The following is a 20,025-nucleotide window of genomic DNA, read 5'->3' on the forward strand; positions in this document are numbered from 1 at the left end:
AAGTAAATCCAACACAGTTAACCTTGAAAATAGCCACTAGTGATAGATTTATTTTTCAGAGCTTAAGTTATTTAACAAAAGCGCTGTTGACATTAACAGTAACTCTCCATACATTATCAGCATGAACATTACTTACGCAGTTACTTTTTTTTCGTTTTTTAGCTTCTTTATATAGAAGAGGCTGAACTGTTTGTGAGATAAAATCAATCGAATAGCAAAGCCTCCCAACCGGGAGGCTTTTTTGTTTTTGCTGTATGAACAGCATACTTTTGGAATGAGGAAAGCCAAATGAGCAATGATGTACTAAATACACTTCGACACGATATAAATGAGATAGATTCTGATTTACTGGTTTTACTAGCCAAACGACGTCGTATTAGCCATGGTGTGGTGGAATATAAAATAGCGAACAATAAACCGATTCGTGATGAAGCCCGTGAATTAGCACTTCTAGAAAAGCTGATAGGTTATGGGAAATCGTTAGGGTTAGACGCCTATTACGTAAATAATGTTTTTCAAACTATTTTAGAAGACTCTGTATTGCATCAACAAGCTATGCTGCAAAAAAACCTTAACCCAGATGCGTTAAGCGAAACCCATCGTGTTACGTATTTAGGTGGGCAAGGCTCATACAGCCAGTTGGCCTGTCATAAATACTTTAGCCGTCGCCCAGGTAAGTTAGTTGAAATAGGCTGTAGCTCGTTTGACGAAATTACCGGTAAAGTAGAAAACGGCCAAGCCGATTTTGGTTTGCTGCCTATTGAAAACACCAGTTCAGGCAGTATCAACGAAGTATTTGATTTACTACAACATGCACAAGTGTCTATTGTTGGTGAAGTAACGCACAGTGTTGAACATTGTTTACTTGCCAACCCAGATACTGAGCTTAGCCAACTTACAAAAATATTTGCTCACCCGCAACCGTTTGCTCAATGTAGCCGCTTTTTACAAGGCCTTGGTGAGCTGCAACACGAAACCTGCGACTCAACTTCAAGTGCCCTGCAATCAGCACTAAATACGCCAAATAGTGCCGCTATTGGCTCTGCCCAAGCAGGTAAAAATGTAGGCCTAGAAGTGATTAAATCTAACTTAGCAAACCAAAGCGAAAACCACAGCCGCTTTATTGTTGTAGCGCGTAAGCCATTACAGGTATCAAAGCAAATACCCACTAAAACCAGTTTAATTATGGCCACTAAACAGCAGGCTGGTTCACTTGCCGATGCATTAATGATTTTTAAACAACATAAAATTAATTTGGTTAAGTTAGAGTCTCGCCCTATGCCGGGTAACCCATGGGAAGAAGTATTTTACGTCGACTTAGAAGCGAACCTTGCCGACAGCCAAGTAAAAAATGCATTAGAGGAGCTAAAAGAATACACTCAGTATGTACGTATTTTAGGCTGCTATCAAAGCGAAACGCTCCAAGCTGTGAGTGTAAATACGCAATAACGCACAGCTTATAATGTAAAAAGGGCTTAATTAAGCCCTTTTTTGTTTTTCTGTTTTAATCTAGCACTTTTGCGTCATTCGCTTTATTTAACAGGCTGCGACTTTGGGTTAAAAAGTGCGCTGTCGAATCTGAAAAATAAGCTTTTGCATCAGCAAAGGCATTAATAAGCGCGGGCTTATCTCCTGCTTTTAACTTTTTAAGTGTGTCTGCAAAAGTCTGTTGATACTGCGCCAGTAAGCTCTCTACGTTATCAAATTGCGCTAACATAATATCTGAATATAACTCTGGCGATTGCGCAAATAAGCGCCCAACCATCATTAACTCTAATTGATAAATAGGTGATGAACAGCTGCGTAACTCCGCTAATGTATGGCTTTGTTTTGCTAAAAACTGCCCATATACAAAGGTGGTTAAATGGCGCATTACCTGAATTATTTGCATTGCTTCGTCATGTTTTTTCGCATCAAGTTCAACTAGCTGGCAACCCCACACTTGCAACTGTGCTAACAAGCCCTGTGCAACATCGTGGTCACGCCCTTCACACACCACCACTGTTTGCTTAACCCAGTGCGAAATATCTGGGCCAAACATAGGATGCAGCCCTACAACTGGGCCGCTATGCGCTGCTTTTAGTGCTTTAATTGGCGCTTGCTTAACCGATGTTATATCTACCAATAAACAGCCTTCATCTAACTTAGGTAGTTCAGCAACTACAGTTTCTAACGCATTAATAGGTACGCTTAATAGTACTAATTTAGCGCCTTTTAAAATTGCTGCAGCGTTTACTTGATCTTGCTTATCAAGGGTTTTCACTTCGTAACCAGAGCGCTGAAATTGCTTAGCAAATAATTGCCCCATAGCACCTTGCCCACCCACAATAACAATGGGTGATAAATGCGGTGCAGCACATGCAAGTTTAGCTTGCTGATTCTGATACGCTTCGCGCATCATACGCCTAAGAATATCTTCAACTAACTCTGGGCTTACTCCCTGATTAATTGCTTCTTGGCGCCTTGCAGCTAATAAATCAGCTTCACGATCGGGTGCATGAAGTGGCGCACCAGTTTGCTGCTTTATTGCGCCAATTTTTTGAGTAAGCGAATTACGCCTTGCCAGCAGTGCCACCAACTGTGTATCACACTCATCAATACCCACTCTTAACTGGGCTAAATCATTTATATCCGCCACTTGCATACCACCTTAAAAAGCAAAAACGCCAACTTAAGTTTACATTAAAGTAAACTAATCAATACGATAAATACTAACAGGATCAATAGCCTGATAAAAGACTAAATAAGTAAAAGGTTAAATTGAAAAACAATACTTTGAGAAGCAACGAATACCTTTAAAGTAAATATTAATTATTTACCCTAAAAGCCGCAGTCAATAAAAGTAAATTAGCAAGCTAAAAAGCCTGCATTTGTTGCATAGTAGAGTTATCACGTTTATTCTTATATTATTCATATAGTAATTAAAATAAACAGGATCCATAAAATGGAAGAAGTTTTAGGAACAGATGTAGACGCTTCACAATTAATAGACCAAGCCATATCACTCGTTATGACTTACGCACCAAAATTTGTGCTCGCTATTATTACTTTACTGGTTGGCCTATGGCTGATCAACCGCTTTGTTAAGGTTTTAGATAATCGACTAGGCAAAAAAGATCCAACACTAAACAAGTTTTTATGTGGCTTAATTAGCGCTGTAGTGAAAATTATGCTGCTTATTTCGGTGGCCTCTATGGTAGGTATCGAAACCACCTCATTCATCGCGGTGATTGGTGCTGCAGGCCTGGCAATAGGTCTTGCACTGCAAGGCAGTCTAGCTAATTTTGCTGGCGGTGTGCTGTTGCTAATTTTTAAACCGTTCAAGGTTGGCGATACTATCGAAGCACAGGGCTTTATGGGCGCAGTCGTCGAAATTCAAATTTTATACACAGTAGTAGATACCTTCGATAACCGCCGCATTGTTATTCCAAACGGTAGCCTATCGAATGCGACACTAGTGAACGTAAGTATTTATGACAAACGCCGCTGTGATATGACCTTTGGAATTTCGTATAACGACGACATAGATACGGCAAAAGCTATCTTAAAACGCCTGTTTGAAGAAGACGAGCGCTCTTTAACAGATCCGGCACCACGTATTTGTGTTGCCAGCCTTGGCGATAACTCAGTTAATTTAATGTTTCGCGCTTGGGTTGCAACAGGTGACTTATGGCCTTACTACTGGGATATGCAAGAAAAAGTGAAAAAAGCGTTTGATAAAGAAGGTATTTCTATTCCTTTCCCACAACGCGATGTACATGTTCATAACGTTAAGTAATTTGTATTGTGCATAGGTTCAACTAGCCTAATAACTTAGTCGCGGTAAGGTCGTATAAAGCGCCCTTACTGCCCATCCAATACCCCTTCAAGTTATACCTAGTTACACTTGGCTCCACTTTTTGAGCTATTTTCATCACCCTACTTCCTTAAATAACCAGAGTTCAAGGTTAAATACTATAATTCATCTGCCAAATTTTTATTTTCTGTGCTTTATTTGGCTTAGGTATATTTAGCTTAAGTTTTGCTTGAGCAAAGTTATGCTCATACTGGCGTTAATTGGGTTATTACGTATTCTGCGGGTAAGTTGAAAAGGTGTTTAAAACACATATTGATAAAAATTTATCGAGGTGCACTTTGTGTTTAGCAATAAAGGAGGCCTAACTATACTGGTGAATATTACGACAGTGCGACTCCTAGTCCGACAGCTGTGGTTTAAGCTTTAGTATTTAGCCTGAAATTTTATGTTATAGAAACCAAAACGGGTTGCAACCCGAAGGATGCAACCCGTTTTTTTGCGTTGATAAACAGCGCGTATTAGTTAAGTTTTTCTCTAATACGTGCAGATTTACCAGAACGCTCACGTAGATAGTAAAGCTTAGCACGACGAACTGCACCGCGACGCTTAACTGTTACGCTATCAATAAGAGGGCTGTGCGTTTGGAATACACGCTCAACGCCTTCACCGTTCGAAATTTTACGAACTGTGAATGCTGAGTGAAGACCACGATTACGCTTAGCGATTACAACACCTTCAAAGGCCTGTAGACGCTCTTTAGCACCTTCTTTTACTTTTACCTGTACAACTACTGTATCACCAGCGCCGAATGCAGGTACGTCTGTTTTAAGCTGCTCATCTTCAAGCGCTTTAATAATATTTTGGTTTACTTTTGCCATTATGTTTCTCACTTTCCTAGGTGTAACTGTCTTCTAGCCACAAGCTTTTTGGTACTCTTGCTGAAATTTCGCGAGTAATACCGCTTGCTCCTCAGTCAGAGCTAGGTTATGCAACAAGTCAGGACGGCGTAGCCAAGTTCTGCCTAATGACTGCATAAGCCGCCATTTTGCTATCTCTTGGTGGTTTCCGCTAAGCAATACAGCAGGCACCTGTTTGTCGTCCAATGTTTCTGGCCGTGTATAGTGAGGACAATCTAACAAGCCATCCGAAAATGAGTCTTGTTCTGCTGATTGGTTATGACCTAATACGCCAGGCACTAATCGCGCTACTGCGTCAATTAATGTCATGGCTGGTAGTTCACCACCACTCAAAATAAAATCACCAATTGACCATTCTTCGTCAACGTATGACTCTATTATTCTCTCATCTATACCTTCATAGCGACCGGCAATCAAAATCAGTTTTTTAGAGCTTGCGAGTTCGCTAGCTCCTTGCTGATCTAGTTTGCGCCCTTGTGGGGACATATAAATTACTTTAGCACCATCACCTGCAGCTTTTTTAGCCTCGGCAATCGCTTTTTTTAATGGCTCAACCATCATTAACATACCTGGTCCGCCCCCGTAAGGACGATCGTCCACGGTTCTATGCTTATCTAAAGCGTAGTCTCGCGGATTCCAGCAGTTAAAATCAATTAAGCCACTTTTTACTGCGCGACCGGTAACACCCTGGTCTGTAATAGCGTCAAACATGTCAGGAAAAAGGCTTATCACCCCTACCCATAATGAACTCGTTTGCGTCATTAAAACCCTGGATCCCAGTCTACGGTAATTTCTCTTGCGTCGTGTTTAACTTCGATAATAACTGTATCAGTTAAAAACGGAATTAAACGCTCTGCTTGACCAAATGCGTCTTTACTGTTTGCTTTAACAACCAGTACGTCATTTGACCCTGTCTCCATTAGGTCATCAACAATGCCTAAATCGTAACCTTTATCAGTTACAACCGACATGCCAATGAGATCTCGCCAATAGAACTCACCTTGCGGGAGTTCTGGTAATTGCGCTGAATCCATTGAGATTTCTGCGTGGGTATAAGCCACTGCTTCGTCTCGATCGTTTACTTGCGCAAATTTAGCGATAAAGCCTTTGTTGTGGCGACGCCAGTCGACCACTTCTAAGGTCTGCCATTTACCTTGCTGCCCTATCAACCACGGGCTGAAATCGAAGATCCCTGCGGGATCATCAGTAAATGAATGTACCTTAAGCCAGCCCTTTATACCATACGGGGCACCGAGCTTTCCTACGACAATTATTGATGAGGTGTTCTCTTGACTCATGGTTACACTTACGCCTATTAAGCCGCTTTACGAGCGTCTTTTACTAACTTAGCTACGCGATCTGAAAGAGACGCGCCCTGACCTACCCAGTGTTCAACACGTGGTAAATCTAAACGAATTTTTTCTTCTTGACCTGCAGCAATTGGGTTAAAAAAGCCTACTTTCTCGATGAAGCGACCGTCACGCGAGAAACGGCTATCCGCAACCACAATTTGATAGAAAGGGCGTTTTTTAGCGCCACCACGTTGCAAACGAATAGTTACCATACCGTCCTCTATAAAGATTGACTGTTTTCATTAATAAGATTTACTCCCCAGAATGGGGAGCTGGGGAATTGTACGAGTTTTTAGCAACAATGCAAGTAAGAAGTGATGCTAAAAGCCAGTTTAGTAGGTTAAAGCGTGATCCCAACTTTAAATTAGCGTTAATAGCGTTTAGCACGCATAATTTATTCAACAAAAAAGGAGCCATTTGCTCCTTTTCATATATTTTATATCGTTACATTTAAGCTACGTTAAACTCAACTTTAAAATTTAGGGCCACCGCCACCCATCATTCCCGGCGGTAACATACCTTTCATGCCGCGCATCATTTTGGTCATGCCACCTTTGCCTTTCATTTTTTTCATCATTTTTTGCATTTGGGTAAACTGTTTTAGTAGTTTATTAATTTCTTGTACTTGCGTACCAGAACCTGCTGCAATACGTTTTTTACGTGACCCTTTAATGATTTCTGGGCGGGCGCGCTCTTTTTTTGTCATTGAGCTAATAATGGCTTCCATTTGAATGAAGGTTTTATCGCCCATTTGGCCTTTAACAGCATCGGGTAAGTTAGACATACCTGGCAATTTATCTAGCATCGACATCATGCCGCCCATGTTTTTCATTTGCTTAAGTTGATCCGCAAAGTCATCAAGGGTAAAACCAGCGCCTTTAAATACTTTTTCAGCGACTCTGGCAGCTTGCTCTTTATCTACTTTCATTTCGACTTCTTCGATCAATGAAAGTACATCACCCATGCCTAGAATACGTGACGCTATGCGGTCAGGGTGGAAAGGCTCAAGTGCATCAATGCGCTCACCCACACCCATAAATTTAATTGGCTTACCGGTAATATGACGAATAGATAAAGCAGCACCACCGCGTGCATCACCATCAGTTTTAGTTAATATAACACCAGTTAGTGGCAGGGCTTCGTCAAATGCTTTAGCTGTATTTGCCGCATCTTGACCTGTCATTGCATCTACAACAAACAAGGTTTCGATTGGGTTAATTGCTTTGTGAAGATTTTTAATCTCATCCATCATGTCGCTATCAACATGCAATCGACCTGCAGTATCGACTAATACCACATCAATAAATTTCTTTTTCGCATGAGAAATAGCTGCGGTTGCTATATCAACCGGCTTTTGCGAAATATCACTTGGGAAAAAATCAACACCCACTTCAGCAGCGAGCGTTTCTAGTTGCTTAATTGCTGCAGGGCGGTATACGTCGGCACTTACTACAAGTACTGATTTTTTCTTGCGCTCTTTTAAAAACTTAGCCAGTTTAGCAACACTGGTGGTTTTACCAGCACCTTGCAGACCCGCCATCATAACAACAGCAGGGGGTTGTGCATTTAGGCTTAGCTCTTCGTTGGCTTCACCCATGGCTTTTTCGAGTTCTTCACGTACTATTTTTACAAATACTTGGCCTGGGCTTAAGCTTTTTGTAACTTCAACACCTACCGCACGCTCTTTAACTTGTTTTACAAAATCGCGAACAACGGGCAACGCCACATCGGCTTCTAAAAATGCCATGCGCACTTCACGAAGAGTGTCTTTAATATTCTCTTCTGTTAGGCGGCCACGGCCACTAATGTTTTTTAAGGTTTTACCTAATCGTTCTTGGAGATTCTCAAACATATTACGGTTCCGATAAGACGTTTATACCAATCCAATTAAAGCGCCTTTAACTCTGTGCGCTGTATTAATAGAATTAATATTATTAAATTTCAATTAAAAGCAGTATACCGTAAATGGTGTCTTACAATACAGTGTTCAAGTGCAGCTTGTTGAGTTTCTTTTTTTAAGGTCTATGCATTTGCTTTGCTATAAAATACAATGGCTATATAACAATCATTAATTATTTGACTCAAATTAAGTGGCCCAAGCACAATGCTGATTATTAGCTTAACTATTATTGCCAGTTTATTTTATGTGTTAGCAACGTCTTACGTGCTCTCACGGTTGTTTCATCAACAAGGCCCTAGCCAAAAGCTAACTATTATATTGAGTACTGTGGCTATTTTGGCGCACATGCTGTTGTTAGTAAATTCGGTTTTTAGAGCAGACGGACAAGATTTAAGTATTGTCAATGTGGCGCTTTTAACCTGCTGGGTTATTGTGATTTCTGTCACTACGGTATCGTTAAAGTTTCCGGCGACCTTATTATTGCCGGTCGTGTACGGCTTTGCTGCACTACTAACTATGGCAAGCTTGTTTATACCACACCATATTTTACTGCAAAGTATTGATGTTGATGTGGGCTTAGTAACCCATATTTCGTTATCATTACTCGCTTACTGTATTTTAATTATTGCTACTTTATATGGCGTACAATTTTACTTTATTGATAAGCGCTTAAAGCGTAAAGATTTAGCTATTGTACACAGCCATTTACCACCACTAATGGTGGTTGAACGCCAACTGTATCAATTGGTTAACTTAGGTACTATATTACTCACTTTGGCACTATTGTCGGGATTTGTATTTCTCGATGGTATGTTCGCTACTCAATTTATCCATAAAACGATATTATCGCTTGTTGCATGGTGTATTTTTGCTGTGATTGCGCTTGGCCATATGAAAAAAGGCTGGCGTGGTAAACCTGTGGTTATTGCTATTATGGTTGCTGCTTTTATTCTTACACTGGCTTATTTTGGCAGTCGTTTTATACAAGAAGTTATTCTAAATAAATTTTAACTTGACTCTACTAACTCACTCTAGCCTAATACACGCTAGTTTATAATAAAAGGATCCATCGTTGGACGCCATATCGACCAGTACCTTGTTTATCATTTTAGGTTTTTTGGTACTTTTTTCTGCTTATTTTTCTGGCTCAGAAACCGGAATTATGTCAATCAATCGTATACGCCTGCGACATCTCACCAAAGAGAATCATCGCGCTGCTAAACGTGTCAGTAAATTACTTAGTCGTCCGGATAGGCTCATTGGTTTAATTTTAATCGGTAATAATTTAGTTAACATTGCCGCTGCACAAGTTGCTACTATTATTGGTATTCGTTTATACGGTGATTTAGGTATTGCTGTGGCAACAGGTGCGTTAACCTTAGTAGTGCTTATTTTTGCAGAAATAACCCCAAAAACACTTGCTGCTCTCTACCCTGAAAAAGTTGCCTTCCCAAGTTCTGTTGTGCTTAAAGGATTACTAAAAATCCTTTTCCCATTTGTCGTTGTTATTAACTGGCTAACCAACGGCATATTGCGGTTATTTGGTATTAGTGCGGCACAAATAGATGAGCACAGCATGAGTAAAGAAGAGCTAAAATCAGTACTTAATGAGTCTGGTGCACTTATTCCTGCGCGTCACCAAAGCATGTTGACCTCAATTTTAGATTTAGAACAAGTAACCGTTGAAGATATTATGATCCCACGTAACGAAATTGTGGCCATAGATATTAACGATGAATGGAAACTTATTAGCCGCCAACTGACTCATGCACAACATACGCGTGTATTGTTATATAGAGATAACATAGATGACGCGGTGGGGTTTATTCATTCGCGTGATGCGCTTAGGTTACTTACAAAAGAGCAATTTGATAAACCATCGTTGCTACGCGCTGTACGTGAAATTTATTTCATTCCTGAAGGCACATCACTAAATACGCAGCTATTAAAGTTTCAGCAATCTAAAGAGCGTATTGGCTTGGTGGTAGATGAGTATGGCGACATTCAAGGTTTAGTTACCCTAGAGGATATACTTGAAGAAGTGGTAGGCGATTTTACCACCACCCAAACTCGTACGCCAAGCGAAGAAGTAACCACACAAACCGATGGCTCGTGCATTGTAGATGGCGGTGCTAACGTGCGCGACTTAAATAAAGAAATGGGCTGGGAGTTTCCACTCGACGGGCCTAAAACACTCAGCGGCTTAATAGTTGAGTATTTAGAAAACATTCCTGATGCCAATTTAAGTTTGCGTATTGCCGGCTACCCTATTGAAGTACTTGAAGTAAAAGAAAACATGATAAAGCTGGTTAAAATACAGCCGAAAAAACGTAAAAAATAAACTAAAAAAGGAGCCAATTGGCTCCTTTTTTGTAGGCTAAATAAATACAACAGATGTTATTAGCCAAAAAACAAACGCTCTAACCACCCTTTATTTAAATCTGCTTCACAACGCTTTAACTGCGCACCATAACGGCTCGCACGGTGTTTTACTTTATTAGCCACACCCATTAACCATTTTTTCTTTTTGTAAGTACCGCGTTTGTAACCGCCCCACCCTTCGTGATAATTAAGATACTGACCGTAGGCATCCCATTTAGATACGCCGTTTATTTTATGGGTTTTATAAGCAAACCAGCCCATAAAGTCGATAGCATCATCAAAGTCGTCTCTATCGGCGCCACTATTCTTACTTTCACGAATATAATCAGACCAGGTCATCGTTTTTGCTTGTGAGTAGCCATAAGCAGAGCTTGCTCTACCGGTAGGAATAATCCATAAGAAATACTGCATTGGTGGAGCTGCGTCATGTTTAAACGAGCTTTCTTGGTACATCATGCTCATAAGTACGTGCTTGGGAGCGCCCCATTTTTCTTGAGCATCTTTGGCACCAAAGTACCAACTTCTTTTTTCTTCAAAAATTTTACAAATATCATCAGGCTGCTTTGGTGGAGCTGTGGCACAACCGGCTAAACTAAGCGCTAATGATAAAACAACTACATTTTTTTTCATTTGGTTTATCTCGCTGAACTTTTGCAAAAATCAGTAGTCTGATTTTAACAATGCAGCAGAGCAGCATTGTTTCTTCCCTAAAATAATTACGCAGCTACCTTGAGCTGCGTTTTTTTTGCTTAAAACTAACTATTTATTTAGGATCAAAATAAGCATTTAAAAATGCGGTAAATGATACTGAGTCACTTTGCTCAATAGCACGCTGAGCGTCGTTAGAGCGTGTAACTTGCTCCTCTAACCATTGCTTTGAAAACACTTGATAGTCTGCAGCTTGATGGCTTTGCTTATACTTTTCAGCAATTGCTAGCGCATAATGGCCGTTATCTAGCCCAGAAGCTTCTAACTCAGCTACATAACGCCCAGAATATGTAAGTCCTGGGTTATTAATCCAAGTTGCCATGCGCTCAATAGTACTTGAATAATAACTAACGCCGTAGGCAGTATCCATGTATTTTGCCACTTCACTTAATTGCGAAAATATATCTTCACCCCAAGATTGAAGGGTACGCGGTTGATTAAAGTAATTAAGTTCAAGGCCTTTTTCTCGCCCTTTATTTACTACTGTATCAAGATTTTCTGTGCTGCGTGTTTGCTCTTCCCAATCCATTGCCGGTGAGCTTTTTAATAAACAATAAGTTAAAAACACATCTAAAAAGTGGAACTGCTCTATATCTATGCCCACTTCACTAAATGGATTAACATCTAATGCGCGAATTTCGACATATTCAATACCGGCTCTAAGTAGTGCATCTGTTGGTGTTTCACCGTTTTTAGCATTACGTTTAGGGCGAATTGGCGAATAAAATTCGTTTTCTATTTGCAGAATATTCTTATTTAACTGTTTTGGATTTTCGCTGGTGTAATCGTCAAGGTTGCCGTAAATATCTGAAGGTGTGTTAATTGATTTTTTCAAACCAGCTACATATTCATCTAACGAGTTATACATTACACGCAGTGATGATTGTGCGCTATTGGTGTAACCTAAGTTACCTAAGCGCAGCGCAGTGCCTACTTCTAAATACAGGGTGCCTTTACCTAGCTTTTTAAATGGTAAATCGGTTTTTCTACCCTGTAAAAACGAACTACATAAAGCAGGTGATGCACCAAATAAATAACTGATCAGCCATAATTCACGTTTAAAATTACGAATAAGCGCTAAGTAACCATCAGATATAAAATCTTCTAAACTAAGGTCGCTATTTTTTAGCGTATGTAATGACTGCCACAATGAATCTGGAAACGAAATATTAAAATGCACACCAGCAATAGCTTGCATCATACTGCCGTAACGGTTTTTTAACCCTTCACGGTAAAGTGTTTTCATTTTCCCTACATTTGAACTACCAAATTGCGCAATAACTATGTCGTCTTGATGTTCAATAAAGCACGGCATACTAATAGGCCAAAGTAATTCGTCACCCATTTTTTCTAGGGTAAACTTTTGTAAGTCTTTTAATTGCTGCAGCGTTTGTGTGGACGATTCACTAACTGGGGTAATAAATTCAAGTAACGACTCTGAAAAATCGGTCGTAATTTGGCCATTGGTAAGCGCACTGCCCACCCCTTCTGGGTGTTTTTGTGCAGAGATAACGCCATCACTTTTGATTCTTAGTGACTCACGCTCAATACCACGTTTTATTCCGTTAATTGCATGTTTATGCTGTGTTACTGAAAGAGCGTCAAGCGCGTTTGTTAGATCATGTGTTGCCAAAAAATACTTCCTCGAGCCAAGTGGCTTAATCATAAGGTTATGGGGTCTAATTACCTATACTCAAGATAAATACTAAGAAAAAATACTATTTATAGTTCTATTGTATCTGCTTTGCTTTAAACACGCTTTATTTAACGCCATAAACGATAATCTTGCCATTGCTATACAAAATATACAATTGCTTTGCACTATTATTTATCTTATCAAAACAAAAACTAACCGTACTAAAGTAAATAATTAGCTAACTATTAGCCGTATTAGTCCCATACTGGTATGTTATATATAGCTTATATAACTTTAATCTTGATTTAGATCATAAATACAGGCAATAAATAAACTGAGTGACCTTCATAATGGGATTACCCTACTACCGCTTTATATAAGCAAGTATAATAGTAAGTATTACAAAGGATGATTAAAGAATAATATGCGTCGTAATCAAAGCTTAACAAATGAAGAAGTGACCTTCGAAGAACAACAAGAACTGGTATCAACAACTGACTTACGCGGAGTGATTACTTATGCTAATCAAGCGTTTTGTACTATAGCCGGGTATGATATAGCAGAACTTATGGGTAAGAACCATAATATAGTACGCCACCCCGACATGCCAAAAGCTGCATTTAAAGAAATGTGGGAAACATTAAAGCAAGGCCACTCTTGGCGCGGCGCAGTTAAAAACCGTTGTAAAGATGGCCGCTATTACTGGGTTGATGCATTTGTAACTCCTATTTTTGAGCACAGCCAATTAATTGGTTATCAATCTGTAAGAACCAAATTAAGCCCACAGTTAAAACGCCGTGCAGAACTATTTTACAGTAAAGTAAATGCTAAAAAGTCATTCTTTAATTGGCGCGAACGCACAAGTTTAAGACAAAACTTAAGTGTATTTGCTTTATTATGTTGGTTAGTTGCAACTGCTGTATGGGCTTCATTTGCTATTGCACTAATTAGCTTAGTGGTTTGCTTAGTTACACTTGCTTTAAACTATGATGAGCTAATAACAACACCAAGAATATTAAAGCAGCAAAAACAACAAGCCGATTCTATATCTCGTTATATTTATAGTGGCCGACACCCTCACAGTATTAGTGATTACAGAGAGCAAATGCTAAGCGCTAAATTACGCACTGTACTGGGGCGTATGAAAGACTCTACCTTAAGCTTTAATGATATTGCTTTAAATTTAGATCAACAGTCAACGCTCACAGAGCAAGGCATTTCATCGCAAGGCTCGCAGCTTGAGCAAATAGCATCTGCAATGGCGCAAATGAGTTCGACCATAGGTGAAATATCAAGTAACACCTGCACCACTGCCGATAAAGTAAGTGTTACTTATCAAAGTTGCTCCGATATAAAAGTACACATTGCCGATAATAATGCCATGGTTTCTGATTTAGCCGTTCAGGTAGAGCAAGCAGCAACAACCGCTAACAGCCTAGCTTCAGAAGCCGATAAAATTGGCCAAGTAATGAGTGAAATTGAAGGTATTGCCGAGCAAACTAACTTACTTGCGCTAAATGCTGCCATAGAAGCTGCAAGAGCAGGTGAACATGGCCGTGGTTTTGCTGTAGTTGCCGATGAAGTAAGAGCGCTTTCATCAAGAACACAAAATGCCACTGCGCAAATTCACAGCTCAATAAAGGAAATTCAAGACACCTTGTTTAGCTGGTCAAAAATAATGCAAAACACGAAGCAACAAGCCGACAGTTGTGTAAATACTACAACGCAAACACAGCAAGAGCTTGATAGCATTTTCACTCAAATTAGCGAAATAGCGCAACTCGCTACTGGTATTTCGGCTGCTGCAGAAGAACAACAAGTAGTGAGCCACGACATAGGTACTAATGTAGAGCAGATTAAAAACCTAGGTGATGATAATTTAAACTTAAGTTTTAATGTTGCCAGGGGCGCTGCTGAGTTAGTTGAAGGCTCAAGAAAGATCAACGACTTACTGCTTACTTTTAAAATTTAATTGTCAGCACAAATAAAAAAGCCGCTATGTTAGCGGCTTTTTCGTTTTTACTTTATAACGCTTAACGGCTTGAAAACACTAAACCGTCGTCATTTGCATCAATTACAACAACACTCCCTGGCATATAATCACCATTGAGTAATTTTTGCGCTAATGGATTTTCAATCGTTTGTTGAATAGCTCGTTTTAACGGACGCGCACCATAAACCGGATCAAAACCACTTGCGGCAATACGATCTAAAGCAGCGTCGCTTATTTCGAGTAAATAACCCATTTGCGTTAAACGCTCACGTAATTTGCTCAACTGAATGTCAGCAATTTCTTTAATGTGCTCGTTAGCCAGTGGGTGGAAAACAACGGTTTCATCAATACGGTTAATAAACTCAGGTCTAAACTCATTGATTAATACATTCATCACTTTTTCTTTCAAAGTAACGTAATCGTTATTACCCGCTTGCTCTTGAATTATATCTGAGCCTAAGTTTGAGGTCATGATGATAACGGTATTTTTAAAATCAACCGTGCGTCCTTGACCGTCGGTTAAACGTCCATCATCTAAAACCTGTAGCAAAATATTAAACACATCTGGGTGTGCTTTTTCTATTTCGTCCAATAAAATAACTGAGTAAGGTTTACGACGCACGGCTTCGGTTAAATACCCGCCCTCTTCGTAGCCAACATACCCAGGAGGCGCACCAACTAAACGTGCTACTGAATGTTTTTCCATAAACTCAGACATATCAATACGCACCATGGCACTTTCGGTGTCGAACATATAGCCGGCGAGTGCTTTGGTTAATTCTGTTTTACCGACCCCGGTTGGGCCTAAAAACAAAAACGAGCCAATCGGGCGATTAGGATCGGCAAGCCCTGCACGTGAGCGGCGAATAGCATTAGCTACCGCTACAACGGCTTCATCTTGTCCGATTACTTTTTCATGTAGCTTTTCTTCCATCTGCAATAGTTTTTCTCGCTCACCTTGTAGCATCCGCGATACTGGAATACCGGTCCAACGAGAGAGTATTTCGGCTATTTCATCTTCGCCCACTTGGTTTTTTAGCAAGGTCATTTCTTGCATTTCTGCTTGCGATGCTAAATCAAGTTTACGCTCAAGCTCTGGTATGCGGCCATATTGTAGCTCCGACATACGCTGTAAATCGCTGGCTCTTCGAGCTACATCTAAATCAAGTCGTGCTTGTTCTAGCTCAGCTTTAATAACTTGAGTACCTTGTAAAGATGCTTTTTCGGCAGTCCATATCTCATCAAGCTCATTGTACTCTCCTTCAAGCTCGGTGATCAGCTCTTGCATTTCAGTACGGCGTTTTAAACTTGCTTCGTCTTTTTCTTTGGCGAGTGCGTTATCTTCAAGTTTTAATTGAATAATACGGCGCTCTAACTTATCTAATGACTCTGGTTTTGAATCTATTTGTAAACGAATAGAAGAGCCCGCTTCATCTATTAGGTCAATTGCTTTATCGGGTAATTGACGGTCACTAATATAACGATGCGATAATTGCGCAGCAGCAACGATAGCAGGATCGGTAATTTCAACAGAGTGATGCAGCTCGTAGCGCTCTTTTAGGCCACGTAATATAGCAATAGTATCCTCAACCGAAGGCTCCTCTACTAATACCTTTTGAAAGCGACGCTCAAGGGCGGCGTCTTTTTCAATGTATTTACGATATTCATCAAGAGTGGTTGCACCTACGCAATGTAATTCGCCACGGGCAAGCGCCGGTTTTAGCATATTGCCTGCATCCATTGCGCCATCACTTTTACCTGCGCCTACAATTGTGTGTATTTCATCAATAAATAAAATCACTTGACCTTCTTCTTTAGCCAGTTCATTTAATACTGATTTTAATCGCTCTTCAAATTCGCCGCGGTATTTAGCACCGGCCACCAGCGCGCCTAAATCAAGCGAAAGTACCCGCTTGTTTTTTAATCCCTCTGGTACTTCACCATTAATAATACGCTGTGCTAAACCTTCGGCAATCGCAGTTTTACCTACACCGGGTTCACCTATTAATACTGGGTTGTTTTTAGTTCGGCGTTGTAAAACTTGAATTGTTCGGCGAATTTCATCATCTCGACCAATAACCGGATCAAGCTTACCTTGCTCTGCACGTTCGGTTAAATCTATGGTGTATTTTTCAAGTGCTTGGCGTGTTTCTTCGGCATTTGGATCATCAACCTTTTGCCCACCACGCACTGCATTAATGGCCGTTTCTATTTTGTCGGAGGTGATATTTAAGGTTTTAAAAATATTACCCAGCGGGCCTTTATCGTCGCAAGCAGCTAATACAAACAGTTCGCTAGAAATATATTTATCTTTACGCTTTTGCGCATACTTATCGCATAAGTTGATCAAGGATATAGTGTTGTTCGATAGCTGCACATCGCCGCCTACGCCTTCCACTTTAAATAGTTTTTCTATTTCTTGGGAAAGCTTAGTATTAAGCTCGTCAGCACTAACACCTGCTTGTGCTAATAACGCGCGCACGCTTGAGCCGCTTTGCTTTAACAAAGCATACATTAAGTGTACCGGCTCAATAAATTGATGATCGCGGCCAAGGGCTAAAGATTGCGCATCAGAAAGCGCAGACTGAAATTTACTGGTAAATCTATCTAAACGCATTGGGGTTACCTATTAATAAAACTCATTGCTTAAATAATGGGTATGTTAGGGGGGTTGTTCAAGGTGTTGCAGAAAATATAATCATTATATTGATAAATTAGTTGCGCCAGATCAAGCTTGCCATGCGTCCGGTTTGGCCGTCGCGTCGGTACGAAAAAAACTGTTCAGTTTGAGAAACCGTACAGTGCTCACCACCGGTAATATTTATAACCCCTAATTGACGCAATTGAATACGTGCAAGGTGATAAATATCGGCAAGGTACTTTTGGTTTGCACACGCTTTAAACGCTTTGGCAAACAAAGGGTTTTGGGCATTAAACAATGCAAACACCTCGCTACCTACCTCAAATTTATCAGCCCCTATTGCGGGACCTAACCAGGCACTTATTTCACTTTTTTTGGCATTAAAGCAGTTTAGCGTATTTTTAATTACACTTTGCTCTAATCCACGCCAACCAGCATGTATGGCAGCTACTTCTTTTCCATCTTTACTGGCAAGTAAAATGGGCAAGCAATCGGCGGTCATTATTGCCAAAGGCTGAGCAACGAGTTGTGTATATAGTGCATCTCCTTGATGGTGAGCGTTAAATTTAAATTGCTCATCAACAATGAGTACATCGCCACTATGAACTTGATCTATCCATACAGCACTATTTGGTAAATGCTTATTCAACAATGCACGGTTTTTTAATACCTGTTGTTTATTATCACCAACATGCAGCCCTAAATTTAAACTCTTAAACGGCGCTTCTGAAACACCGCCTACACGTGTGGTACTTAATGTACTCACACCTGTTATAGGGACTTGCCATGCTGCTGATAAAAACTGCATTATCTATCTATGTCAGGATTAGCTTTTGTGTCTTCACGCAGTGCCAGTGTCATAGCAACCATGTCATCTGGAATAGGTGCTTGCCAGGTCATCATTTCACCCGTAATTGGGTGCGCAATACTTAATTTAACCGCATGTAATGCTTGGCGTTTAAAACTACGCAGCAATTCAAATAACTCAGGCGTTGCCCCTTTAGGTGGACGCGGACGGCCGCCATAAGACTGATCGCCAATAAGCGGATGATTTAAATAAGCCATATGCACACGTATTTGGTGAGTACGACCGGTTTCAAGGCGTAAACGTAAACGTGTATGAGCACGAAACTTTTCAGCAACACGGTAATGCGTAATGGCTGGCTTACCCTGTTCATGTACATCCATATGCGTACGTTGCGTTGCATGGCGGCCAATAGGCTTTTCAACCATACCACCAGCGGTCATTGTGCCATTGCAAAGCGCTTCGTATTCACGCGTGAAATTTTCACGTTTTTGCAGTGCGGTTACTAAATGCGTTTGTGCCGGAATAGTTTTAGCTACCACCATAAGGCCAGTAGTGTCTTTATCTAATCGGTGCACAATGCCCGCGCGAGGTACATTAATAATTTCTGGGTGGTAATGTAGCAATGCATTTAGCACTGTGCCATCTGGATTACCTGCACCAGGATGAACTACCAAGCCCATAGGTTTATTAATTACCAAAATATCATCATCTTCATAAACAATGTTTAATTTGATATCTTGCGCTATGTATTCACGAGGTGCTTCAATGGTTGTTTCAACATTAAGTACTTCACCACCAAGCAGTTTAGTGCGCGGTGTGTTGAATATTTCGCCATCAACGGTGATTTTATCATCCAAAATCCACGTTTTTATCCTTGATCGTGAATAATCAGGGAACAATTGTGCTAATACTTGGTCTAGACGTTTACCACCTAAATCGGTTGGAACGTCGGCTTGAAGAGAAATTTGCTCTGACATTAGTAATTTTACCCAATTTACCAGTGCAAGCTTTGCTCGACTGGGTTAGAATCGCTTTTAATAAAAGCATAATATAATACGCATAGTTTACTCGGTTTTACCGACTTGGCCTAGCCGTAGACAACGAAGGTAACAAATAAAATGATAAATAAAATAGGGAAACGTGCATTCGCCATTGTTTTTTCAGTTTCAGTGCTTAGTTTAGGTGCTTGTTCGTCGGCTCCTGACCAAGAAGACATTCAACGTGTACCTAATAAATCGGCTCACGCTTTGTATGAAGATGCCAAGCAAACTTTAGATTCTGGTTTATATGCACGCGCAATTGAACTTTTAAGTGCTATTGACTCTCGCTACCCGTTTGGCCCATTTTCTAAACAAGTACAAATGGATTTAGTCTATGCGCATTACCAATCGGGTAATACCGAGCAAGCACTAGCAACAATCGACCGTTTTATTCGCTTAAACCCAAATCATAAAGATTTAGACTACATGTATTACATGCGTGGATTAGTTAACATTAAAGCCGATAAAAACGCATTCCAAGAATATTTTGGTGTTGATAGAGCTGACCGCGATGCTAACCGTACACGTGTGGCCTTTACCGATTTATCAACCTTGGTTAAGCGTTTCCCACAAAGTGACTACGCCCCAGAGGCAAAACGTCGTTTAGTGTGGTTGTTAAACCGTATGGCAAGGTATGAGCTAAAAGTGGCCAATTACTATTATGAACGTGAAGCCTACTTAGCAGCTGCTAACCGCGGTAAGTTTGTAGTAGAACATTACTCTCAAAGCAGCTACTTAAACTCTGCACTTGAAATGATGGAAAAAAGCTACGATAAGCTAGGCTTAAGTGAGCTTAGCGAAGACGCTAAACAAACACGAATTTTTAACAGCAGAAATAAATAATTAATTAAA

At 40.3% G+C, this 20,025-nt stretch carries 17 protein-coding genes; 6 read left to right on the top strand and 11 right to left on the bottom strand.

Annotation, left to right across the window (positions count from 1 at the left end; all coding sequences use genetic code 11):
* The first annotated feature begins 288 nt into the window (after positions 1 to 288).
* Positions 289 to 1,449 (top strand): chorismate mutase, encoded by a 1,161-nt coding sequence (locus I6E78_RS02660; protein ID WP_086997942.1) that lies wholly within the window; start codon positions 289 to 291, stop codon positions 1,447 to 1,449.
* A 55-nt stretch (positions 1,450 to 1,504) separates the two neighbouring features.
* Here I6E78_RS02660 and tyrA read toward each other — a convergent pair whose 3' ends face one another.
* On the bottom strand, positions 1,505 to 2,638 hold the full coding sequence (gene tyrA / locus I6E78_RS02665; protein ID WP_197181882.1) for a bifunctional chorismate mutase/prephenate dehydrogenase: 1,134 nt from the start codon (positions 2,636 to 2,638) through the stop codon (positions 1,505 to 1,507).
* Between the two features lie 306 nt (positions 2,639 to 2,944).
* Here tyrA and I6E78_RS02670 point away from each other — a divergent pair, with 306 nt between their 5' ends.
* On the top strand, positions 2,945 to 3,778 hold the full coding sequence (locus I6E78_RS02670; RefSeq protein ID WP_086995304.1) for a mechanosensitive ion channel family protein: 834 nt from the start codon (positions 2,945 to 2,947) through the stop codon (positions 3,776 to 3,778).
* Positions 3,779 to 4,314: 536 nt separating this feature from the next.
* Here the strand turns inward: I6E78_RS02670 and rplS are convergent.
* The 5 genes from rplS to ffh form a co-directional block, all read right to left on the bottom strand.
* The gene (rplS, locus tag I6E78_RS02675; RefSeq protein WP_011327636.1) at positions 4,315 to 4,674 is read right to left on the bottom strand and encodes a 50S ribosomal protein L19; all 360 of its coding nucleotides are present in this window, start codon (positions 4,672 to 4,674) and stop codon (positions 4,315 to 4,317) included.
* Between the two features lie 33 nt (positions 4,675 to 4,707).
* Positions 4,708 to 5,475, bottom strand: coding sequence for a tRNA (guanosine(37)-N1)-methyltransferase TrmD (gene trmD / locus I6E78_RS02680; protein ID WP_011327635.1), 768 nt, complete (start codon positions 5,473 to 5,475; stop codon positions 4,708 to 4,710).
* A complete protein-coding gene (gene rimM / locus I6E78_RS02685) occupies positions 5,475 to 6,011 on the bottom strand; it encodes a ribosome maturation factor RimM (protein WP_011327634.1) in 537 nt (178 codons plus the stop codon). The genes trmD and rimM overlap by 1 nt, the downstream gene beginning before the upstream one ends.
* Positions 6,012 to 6,028: 17 nt before the next feature.
* Positions 6,029 to 6,277: a 30S ribosomal protein S16 gene (gene rpsP, locus I6E78_RS02690; protein WP_011327633.1), complete on the bottom strand. Its 249-nt coding sequence runs from the start codon at positions 6,275 to 6,277 to the stop codon at positions 6,029 to 6,031.
* Between the two features lie 260 nt (positions 6,278 to 6,537).
* A complete protein-coding gene (gene ffh / locus I6E78_RS02695; RefSeq protein WP_011327632.1) occupies positions 6,538 to 7,917 on the bottom strand; it encodes a signal recognition particle protein in 1,380 nt (459 codons plus the stop codon).
* 252 nt (positions 7,918 to 8,169) lie between these two features.
* Here ffh and I6E78_RS02700 point away from each other — a divergent pair, with 252 nt between their 5' ends.
* On the top strand, positions 8,170 to 8,976 hold the full coding sequence (locus I6E78_RS02700; RefSeq protein WP_011327630.1) for a cytochrome C assembly family protein: 807 nt from the start codon (positions 8,170 to 8,172) through the stop codon (positions 8,974 to 8,976).
* 61 nt (positions 8,977 to 9,037) lie between these two features.
* Positions 9,038 to 10,306, top strand: a complete 1,269-nt coding sequence (locus tag I6E78_RS02705; protein WP_140391177.1) for an HlyC/CorC family transporter — start codon at positions 9,038 to 9,040, stop codon at positions 10,304 to 10,306.
* 59 nt (positions 10,307 to 10,365) lie between these two features.
* Here the strand turns inward: I6E78_RS02705 and I6E78_RS02710 are convergent, their stop codons facing one another.
* Together I6E78_RS02710 and gshA are read right to left on the bottom strand one after the other, a co-directional pair.
* On the bottom strand, positions 10,366 to 10,977 hold the full coding sequence (locus I6E78_RS02710) for a transglycosylase SLT domain-containing protein (RefSeq protein WP_058372888.1): 612 nt from the start codon (positions 10,975 to 10,977) through the stop codon (positions 10,366 to 10,368).
* A 133-nt stretch (positions 10,978 to 11,110) separates the two neighbouring features.
* Positions 11,111 to 12,688, bottom strand: a complete 1,578-nt coding sequence (gshA, locus tag I6E78_RS02715; RefSeq protein ID WP_197181883.1) for a glutamate--cysteine ligase — start codon at positions 12,686 to 12,688, stop codon at positions 11,111 to 11,113.
* A 427-nt stretch (positions 12,689 to 13,115) separates the two neighbouring features.
* On the opposite strand from gshA, the gene I6E78_RS02720 reads away from it, so the two are divergent.
* The gene (locus tag I6E78_RS02720; RefSeq protein ID WP_197181884.1) at positions 13,116 to 14,663 is read left to right on the top strand and encodes a methyl-accepting chemotaxis protein; all 1,548 of its coding nucleotides are present in this window, start codon (positions 13,116 to 13,118) and stop codon (positions 14,661 to 14,663) included.
* 61 nt (positions 14,664 to 14,724) lie between these two features.
* Here I6E78_RS02720 and clpB read toward each other — a convergent pair whose 3' ends face one another.
* The 3 genes from clpB to rluD all read right to left on the bottom strand — a co-directional run bounded on the left by clpB (position 14,725) and on the right by rluD (position 19,110).
* Positions 14,725 to 17,301, bottom strand: coding sequence for an ATP-dependent chaperone ClpB (gene clpB, locus I6E78_RS02725; protein WP_182678524.1), 2,577 nt, complete (start codon positions 17,299 to 17,301; stop codon positions 14,725 to 14,727).
* A gap of 97 nt (positions 17,302 to 17,398) precedes the next feature.
* Positions 17,399 to 18,133: a peptidoglycan editing factor PgeF gene (gene pgeF / locus I6E78_RS02730; RefSeq protein ID WP_197181885.1), complete on the bottom strand. Its 735-nt coding sequence runs from the start codon at positions 18,131 to 18,133 to the stop codon at positions 17,399 to 17,401.
* On the bottom strand, positions 18,133 to 19,110 hold the full coding sequence (gene rluD, locus I6E78_RS02735; protein WP_058372884.1) for a 23S rRNA pseudouridine(1911/1915/1917) synthase RluD: 978 nt from the start codon (positions 19,108 to 19,110) through the stop codon (positions 18,133 to 18,135). The genes pgeF and rluD overlap by 1 nt, the downstream gene beginning before the upstream one ends.
* Before the next feature lie 141 nt (positions 19,111 to 19,251).
* Here rluD and I6E78_RS02740 point away from each other — a divergent pair, with 141 nt between their 5' ends.
* Positions 19,252 to 20,016 (top strand): outer membrane protein assembly factor BamD, encoded by a 765-nt coding sequence (locus tag I6E78_RS02740; RefSeq protein WP_182678528.1) that lies wholly within the window; start codon positions 19,252 to 19,254, stop codon positions 20,014 to 20,016.
* Positions 20,017 to 20,025: the final 9 nt, after the last annotated feature.

The sequence above is a fragment of the Pseudoalteromonas sp. NZS127 genome, assembly GCF_015864805.1.
GTDB classification, from domain to species: Bacteria; Pseudomonadota; Gammaproteobacteria; order Enterobacterales; family Alteromonadaceae; genus Pseudoalteromonas; species Pseudoalteromonas nigrifaciens.